The sequence below is a fragment of the Dysosmobacter sp. genome (assembly GCF_052306735.1).
Lineage (GTDB): Bacteria > Bacillota > Clostridia > Oscillospirales > Oscillospiraceae > Oscillibacter.
In genome coordinates, this window is record NZ_DAWBAJ010000031.1 from 19,115 (window position 1) to 26,098 (window position 6,984).

Annotated in this window: 6 protein-coding genes; 2 read left to right on the forward strand and 4 right to left on the reverse strand. The window is 60.7% G+C overall.

Going from position 1 to position 6,984, the window contains the following annotated elements; all coding sequences use genetic code 11:
- Positions 1 to 550: 550 nt before the first annotated feature.
- Positions 551 to 2,485, reverse strand: a complete 1,935-nt coding sequence (locus tag ACT67G_RS08625; protein ID WP_325247634.1) for an NAD(+) synthase — start codon at positions 2,483 to 2,485, stop codon at positions 551 to 553.
- Positions 2,486 to 2,704: 219 nt separating this feature from the next.
- On the opposite strand from ACT67G_RS08625, the gene ACT67G_RS08630 reads away from it, so the two are divergent.
- Positions 2,705 to 3,790, forward strand: coding sequence for an ornithine cyclodeaminase family domain (locus tag ACT67G_RS08630; protein WP_443663977.1), 1,086 nt, complete (start codon positions 2,705 to 2,707; stop codon positions 3,788 to 3,790).
- Between the two features lie 295 nt (positions 3,791 to 4,085).
- On the opposite strand, the gene rnhA is transcribed toward ACT67G_RS08630, so the two are convergent.
- Positions 4,086 to 4,523 (reverse strand): ribonuclease HI, encoded by a 438-nt coding sequence (rnhA, locus tag ACT67G_RS08635; RefSeq protein ID WP_325247632.1) that lies wholly within the window; start codon positions 4,521 to 4,523, stop codon positions 4,086 to 4,088.
- A gap of 350 nt (positions 4,524 to 4,873) precedes the next feature.
- On the opposite strand from rnhA, the gene ACT67G_RS08640 reads away from it, so the two are divergent.
- Positions 4,874 to 5,110 (forward strand): helix-turn-helix domain-containing protein, encoded by a 237-nt coding sequence (locus tag ACT67G_RS08640; protein ID WP_443663978.1) that lies wholly within the window; start codon positions 4,874 to 4,876, stop codon positions 5,108 to 5,110.
- Between the two features lie 629 nt (positions 5,111 to 5,739).
- Here ACT67G_RS08640 and ACT67G_RS08645 read toward each other — a convergent pair.
- Both ACT67G_RS08645 and ACT67G_RS08650 read right to left on the reverse strand, forming a co-directional pair.
- On the reverse strand, positions 5,740 to 5,982 hold the full coding sequence (locus tag ACT67G_RS08645; RefSeq protein WP_443663979.1) for a hypothetical protein: 243 nt from the start codon (positions 5,980 to 5,982) through the stop codon (positions 5,740 to 5,742).
- A gap of 38 nt (positions 5,983 to 6,020) precedes the next feature.
- On the reverse strand, positions 6,021 to 6,984 hold a 964-nt coding region (locus tag ACT67G_RS08650), incomplete at its 5' end, for a DNA gyrase C-terminal beta-propeller domain-containing protein (protein ID WP_443663980.1).

Below are 6,984 nucleotides of genomic sequence, written 5' to 3' on the forward strand. Positions count from 1 at the left end.
CCGTTGGCCTGGTGGTCCTTTGCACAATCGGGGTTCATATTGTGGAAAACAGGGCCCTTTTCACCGGATTTTCCGTTATGCAGGCGGTTTTGCCGCGGTTGTCCTCCACAACGGATCCTGTTTTGTGGAGGAAGCCTTATTCCAGGCCCTCCAGCTCTTCCTGCCACAATGCCGCCACCGCATCCGACGGCATCCGCCGCGTCGGCGCAAAGTCCGCTCTGCTTCGTTTCCGCCTGCGGCGAAACCTCCGCCCGCTCCCTTGCGCCTCCTTTCCCCGGCTCAAACGCTTCGCTGGTTTGATCCGGGGGCCCCGGTTTGGCGACTGGCGGGAGAAAGTACCTGCTTACTCCAGGCCCTCCAGCTCCTCCTGCCACAATGCCGCCACCGCATCCGACGGCATCCGCCGCGTCGGCGCAAAGTCCGCTCTGCTTCGTTTCCGCCTGCGGCGAAACCTCCGCCCGCTCCCTTGCGCCTCCTTTCCCCGGCTCAAACGCTTCGCTGGTTTGATCCGGGGGCCCCGGTTTGGCGACTGGCGGGAGAAAGTACCTGCTTACTCCAGGCCCTCCAGCTCCTCCTGCCACAGTGCCGCCACCGCGTCCGACGGCATCCGCCAGTCGCCGCGGGGGGACAGGGCCACGGAGCCCACCTTGGGGCCGTCGGCCAGGCAGCTGCGCTTGAACTGCTGGGAGAAGAAGCGGCGGTAGAAGCTCCGCAGCCACTTGAGCAGCACGTCCCGGCTGTAGCGCTTGGCGAAGGCCGTCTCCGCCAGCCGCAGCACCTTCCGGGGACCGAAGCCCCAGCGGATGGCGTAGTACAAAAAGAAGTCGTGGAGCTCATAGGGGCCCACCAGATCCTCCGTCCTCTGGGAGATCTCCCCCTGGACGGCGGGCAGCAGCTCCGGAGACACCGGGGTATCCAGAATATCCGTCAGGACGCCGGAGAGCTGGGGATCCTCGGACTCCTTGTCGTCGGAGATGAAGCTCACCAGATGCCGCACCAGCGTCTTGGGAATGCCGGCATTGACGGCATAGTTGCTCATGTGGTCGCCGTTGTAGGTGCACCAGCCCAGAGCCAGCTCGCTGAGGTCCCCGGTGCCGATGACAAGACCGCCGGTGGCGTTGGCGATATCCATGAGCACCTGGGTCCGCTCCCGGGCCTGGGCGTTCTCATAGGTGACGGAGTGATCCTCCGGGTCGTGGCCGATGTCCTTGAAGTGGCTGCGGACGCTGCCCGAGATATCCACCGTGCGCAAGGTGGCCCCCAGCCGCTCCGCCAACAGCACCGCGTTGGACTTGGTGCGGTCGGTGGTGCCGAAGCAGGGCATGGTGACGGCGATAATATCTGTGGTGGGACGGTCCAGCATCTGCATGGCCAGGGCCGTGATCAGCACCGCCAGCGTGGAGTCCAGACCCCCGGAGAGGCCCACCACGGCGGTTTTGGCCCCGGTGTGCTCCAGCCGCTTTTTCAGGCCCAGGGCCGCGATGCACAAGATCTCGCTGCACCGCGCCTCACGGCTCTCCGCGTCCTCCGGCACAAAGGGGGTGGGGGAGATGTGGCGGGTAAGGCGGGTCTTGGTAAGGTCCATGTCGAAGTTCACCCGCCAGATCTCCGGGTCCTGTTTGAAAGAGGCATAGGTGTTCATCCGGCGGCGCTCCGCCGCCAGCTTCCCAACGTCGATCTCGCTGATGGTGAGGCCCGTGGCAAAGCGGCGCTCTGAGAGCAGCGCGCCGTTTTCGGCAATCATATTGTGTCCGGCGAAGACCAGGTCCGTGGTGGACTCGCCCTCTCCGGCGTCGGCGTAGACATAGCCGCACACCAGACGGCCGGACTGCCCCGTCACCAGGGAGCGGCGGTAGGCGGCCTTGCCCACCGTCTCATTGGAGGCGGAGAGGTTCAAAAGGATGGTGGCACCCTGCCGGGCCAGGACGGCAGAGGGAGGCTCCGGGGCCCACAGGTCCTCGCAGATCTCCACGCCGATGACCAGATCGTCCATGCCGGTGCAGGCAAAGACGCTGCTGCAGTTGAGGCTTACTTCCTGGCCGCAGAGGGTCAGGTTGTGGTCCACGCCGTCGGGACCGCCGGAGGGGGTGAACCAGCGCTGCTCGTAAAACTCCCCGTAATTGGGCAGGTACGTCTTGGGTACCAGGCCCAAAATTTCTCCTTTTTGTATAACAGCAGCACAATTATACAGTTTGTTATTCCATTTATCCCGTACCGGCAGGCCAAGAGCCGTCACCATGTCCAGATTTTTTGTGGCTTCCAGGATGGTGCGCAGGCCCTCCTCGGCGCCCCGCAGCAGCGTCTCCTGCAAAAACAGGTCGCCGCAGGTGTAGCCGGTGAGGCACAGCTCCGGCAGAGCCAGCACCTTGACCCCCTGCTTGTCCGCCTCCCGCATGAGGGTAAAGATCTGCTCGGCGTTATAGCGGCAGTCCGCCACATGGATCTTGGGGGTACCGGCGGCCACTTTCACAAATCCGTCTTTCATGGATACAAACCTCCTTGTAAGCGCGTGTTCCGTTATGGGATATTTTACACCGCCGGGTGCGGATTTACAAGGCGCAGACGGGGTTGATTCTTTTGCCGCTCTCTGGTATGCTGAGGATACAAACTGCATCCCCCGGCTGCCTCCGGCGGCCGGATGTGTCCGGAGACGGCTTCAGGCCGCCGCCGGATTTTTTTTATCAAACCAAAAGGAGGCCTTCCCATGTCTTTTCAGCTGCGTCCCTATTTCCCCCCGGATTTCTCCGCCCTGTCCGGCGCCCCGGAGGTGAAGCTGTGCCCCGCCCCGGCGGACGGGGTGGCCCCGGAGGGATACCACGCCATGAGCATCTTTCCGGAGTATTTCAAAATCGGCGGCACGTGGCACCTGGCATCAGAGAGCCGCATGGACTGCGTGGCGGTGTGGGAGGATGGCCGGGTGGCCGTCCGGGAATTCCGCCGTCTGCGCCGGGGCGACCTGGTGGCGGTGGGGCGCACGGAGCAGGGGGAGGAGGGCATCCTGGTACACCCCGACGGCTTCCGGGAGCAGCGCCGGGAAGGGGACCTCTTTGCCTTCCGGCAGGGCCGTTCCCGGGAGACGGCCTTTTCCCGGGACTACGACGAGCTCTATGAGCTGCTGCGCCATGAGCGTGACCACGGCAAGGTGGTGTGGGTGATGGGCCCCGCCTTCGCCTTTGACCACGACGCCCGGGACGCCTTCGCCCGGCTGGTGGAGGGGGGCTACGTCCACGCGGTGCTGGCGGGCAACGCCCTGGCCACCCATGACCTGGAGGCCGCCTACCGCTCCACCGCCCTGGGCCAGAATATCTACACCCAGGAGAGCCAGCCCCTGGGCCACTACAACCATCTGGACACCATCAACGCCGTGCGGCGCTGGGGCTCCATTCCCGCCTTTTTGAAAGGGGAGCACATCGATAACGGCATCATCTGGGCCTGCGAGAAGATGGGGGTACCCTACGTGCTGGCGGGCTCCATCCGGGACGACGGCCCCCTGCCCCCGGTGATCGGCAACGTCTACCAGGCCCAGGATGCCATGCGCGATCAGGTCCGGGACGCCACCACCGTCATCTGCATGGCCACCACCCTCCACACCATCGCCACCGGCAACATGACCCCCTCCTTCCGGGTGCTGCCGGACGGCACCGTGCGCCAGGTGTATTTCTACTGTGTGGATATCTCGGAGTTCACCGTCAACAAGCTCTCGGACCGGGGCAGCCTCTCCGCCCGGGGCATCGTCACCAATGTCCAGGACTTCATTGTGAACCTCAGCAAGGGCCTGGGACTGATGTAAAAAACAACACAAGAAAGACCGCCTTTCGGCGGTCTTTCTTGTGTGTGTTTAGGAGGGAGAAAACGCATCGGGTTTGGGAGGACCCTTTGCTTGATGATTAAGATACCCGCAAATCTTTGCAGAATTATGATAGCTGTGTGAACAGTTTGTGAATGTTTGAAAAAAAACGGCTTTTTTGAAATTTATATTTGTAGTATTTTTCGTTTTCTCCCAAAAAGATCAAGATGCCGCCCGCTTCCTTGGGTCTCCTCTCCCCACGGGACCCGCTTCGCTGGGCTCCCGCGGGGGCCCCGTTTTATTTATATTTCTGGCTTTCCGCCACCGCCATCTCATCGCAGCGGTTGTTATAGGGGTTCTCCGCGTGGCCCTTGACCCAGTGGGTGCGGACGGTGTGGGTGTCACACAGATCCAGCAGGCGCTCCCACAGATCCGGGTTCAGGGCGGGTTTCTTGTCGCTTTTCACCCAGCCCCGGGCCCGCCAGCCCTTGGCCCAGCCCTTTTCCAGGGCGTCGATGACATATTTGGAGTCCGACCACAGCTCCACCTGGCAGGGCTCCTTCAAAAGCTCCAGAGCGGAGATCACGGCGGTGAGCTCCATGCGGTTGTTGGTGGTGTTGGCCTGGCCGCCGGAAATTTCCCGTTTGTGAGGGCCATACATCAAGATGGCTCCCCAGCCCCCGGGACCCGGGTTCCCGGAGCAGGCGCCGTCGGTATAGATGGTGACAGTTTTCATATAGGTTCGATTCCTTATTCTGAGTTTCATGCTGATGCGCAGGCAGAGCAGCCGGAGCCAAATCAGCAGGCGATCCTGGAGGTCCCACGCCTGATCCCGCGCTTTGGGTATGCAGAACCAGCGTCCTCCGAAGTGTAAGGACATGATACAATGGATTACCAGAAAATACAACGAGAAAACCGTCAGTGCCAGGCCGACCAGTATGCGCAGGACTTCCATGGATACCACCTCACAGGTGGTATTATAGCATAGCTTGTTTAAAAATACACACTATTTATTTGGATTTACAATCATTTGATTTGCTAACTTTTTTAGGCCTTGCGGATAGAATAGTTCCAAGAGGTGATCCCATGGATATTCGCCACTATAATGAGTGGATACAAATTGGTCTGAATATTCTACATTACCGCAAGGAACAGCGCCTGACGCAGGAACAGCTGGCCAATGCCTGCGGAGAAAACGGAGTCAGCCGCAATTATATCCAGCGGATCGAAACCGGGGTCAGTTCCTGCAGTCTGGATACCCTCATGGACATTGCCAAGGCGCTGGACGTGCCCTTGTACAAGTTATTTGAATTCAAAGAGTGAGCGCAGCTGCCCGGCTGCGCTTTTTTCTTTTGAAAGTTCTCTATAGGAGAATCCACCCCCCATTTTCTTTTGGTCTTGCCCAAAAGAAAACGGGCCGTGGACGGTCCAAAAGAAAAGGCGCTCAATTCTTCTCAGACGCTGCTACCCTATTCCGGCAGTCTTCTGCCGAGTGCGCCGGACATTGTGATAACAGGATAAGTTTCTCCCGCAGGCGGCGGTGCGCAGCAAATCGAGGGTGGTCATCGGATGGCCGCTGCTGCTCTTTCCGCTGCCGCTGGCCATACGTGCCCGGACAGCGCCTAGCGAAGCGGAAGGCGCGGAAAGAGAAGCAGGTCACATCCGGCGACTGTCAAAATTTTTGACGCAGTTTTTATGCGGGTACAAGGAACGAAAAGCAAACGGTCCGGCGCACTCGGCAGAAAATGTCTGGGCTTCCTCCGCAGTGTCTGAGGAGACTCCCGTATTCGCCGCAAGGCTCCGCCTTGCGGCGGGAAACATTTTTTCTTTTCACCGTCCACGGCGATTTTCTTTTTGATGTTTCAAAAAGAAAATGGGGGTGGATTTCTAAATAAGCAGATGCTGCATCATAAAAAGAGAGAGCGTGGTTTCCCACGCTCTCTCTTTATGATTTAAATTCTCCCGGCATATATGCCCAGGATCATCAGCAACAGAAGGAGCACAAAGACGCCGCAGATCAGCAAAGCGACTTTCTGCCGGGGGCTTTTGGGCCGGCTGGTACGGAAGTTGCCCTGTCGGATTTTTTTCATCCGGTAGGCGTTGAAAAGAGAGACCAGTCCAAATATCACCAGAGCGGAGATCGTGTATCTTCCCAGCTGGTCGGCGCCTCCCCGGGGGAAAAAATGAAAGTACATCTCATCGCTCCTTTCCGCCTATGGCCTTTGGAACGTCGTTATGCCTCCGTCTCGCCCTCCGGAGCCGCGGTCTGCGCCGTCTCCTCCACGGGGGCGGCGGTATCCGTGCTCACCTCGTCGGCGCTCTGGTCCTCATGATCGGTAAGCGCCATGGCGATCACCTGGTCGCCCTCCTCCTTGAAGCGCATGACGATAACGCCCTGGGTGGACCGGCCAGCCGTGCGGATGTTGTCCACGGCGGTGCGGATCAGGATGCCGCCCTGGGTCACCAGCAGCAGGTCCTCGGATCCGTCCACCACCTTGATGCCCACCACGCCGCCGGTCTTTTCCGTGACGGCGTAGTTGCGGATGCCCAGGCCGCCGCGTCCGGTGATGCGGTACTCTTCCACGGGCGTGCGCTTGCCGTAGCCGTTCTCCGTGATGGAGAGGACGGTCTTTCCGGCCCGGGCCCGGGCGGCGCCTACCACGTAGTCGCCCTCCCGGAGGCGGATGCCCCGGACACCCATGGCGTCACGGCCCATGGGCCGCACGTCGTTTTCGTCGAAGCAGATGGCCTGTCCGTCGTGGGTGGCAATGAGGATCTTCCGGGTACCGTCGGTCTCCCGGACGGAGATCAGCTGATCCCCCTCGTCCATCCGCAAGGCCCGGATGCCGCTGGCGCGGATATTTTTCAGGGTGCTCACCGGCAGGCGCTTGACAGTGCCGTTGCGGGTGACCATCACCAGGAACAGGTTTTCGTTGTCCAGCTCCCGGGTGTGGATCATGGTCTGGATCTTCTCCCCCTGCTCCACCTGGAGGATGTTGACGATATTGGTGCCCTTGGCGGTCTTGCCGGACTCGGGGATCTGGTAGCCCTTCTTCCGGTAGACCTTGCCGGTATCGGTGAAGAAGAAGAGGTAGTCGTGGGTGGAGGCGGTGAAGAGGTCCGTCACCACGTCCTCTTCCCGGGTGGTGATGCCCTTCTTGCCCATGCCGCCCTTGGACTGGGCGGTGTACTCGCTG